Raw genomic sequence first — 500 nt, forward strand, 5'->3', positions numbered from 1 at the left:
ATCCACGCTGCCGCGAGAACTCCACCAGCATGCCCGGTGAGGACATCACGGTCACGCCACCGGCCACCGCCAGCGAGCACTCCCCGCCGCGTATCGCCCGGAGAGCCTGGTGCAACGCGACCAACGACGACGAGCACGCCGTGTCCACCGTCACCGCCGGCCCCTCAAGACCCAGGAAGTACGCGAGCCGACCCGATATGACACTTCCGGCGTTACCCGTGAGCACGTATCCATCGACCCCGCCGTGCGGGGTGTCGAGCCGCAGCCCGTAGTCGCCCGCCATCGCGCCGATGAACACGCCCGTGTCGCTGCCGCGCAGCGAACCGGGCTCGATCCCGGCGTCCTCCAGCGTCTCCCAGGCGGTCTCCAGGAGCAGCCGCTGCTGCGGGTCCATCGCCAGCGCCTCGCGCGGTGACACCCCGAAGAACCCGGCGTCGAAACCGGTGACGTCGTCGAGGAACCCGCCCTGCCGGACATACGTCCGCCCGGAGATCTCCGGG

The 500-nt window shown here is 70.4% G+C and carries 1 protein-coding gene; it reads right to left on the minus strand.

Annotated elements, in window-relative coordinates; translation table 11 throughout:
- A partial coding sequence (locus RBJ65_RS42015) for a polyketide synthase (RefSeq protein WP_306332221.1) occupies window positions 1-500 on the minus strand: 500 nt, incomplete at both ends.

Origin of the sequence: Streptomyces sp. KL109B (assembly GCF_030766935.1) — a bacterium.
Classification (GTDB): Bacteria; Actinomycetota; Actinomycetes; order Streptomycetales; family Streptomycetaceae; genus Streptomyces.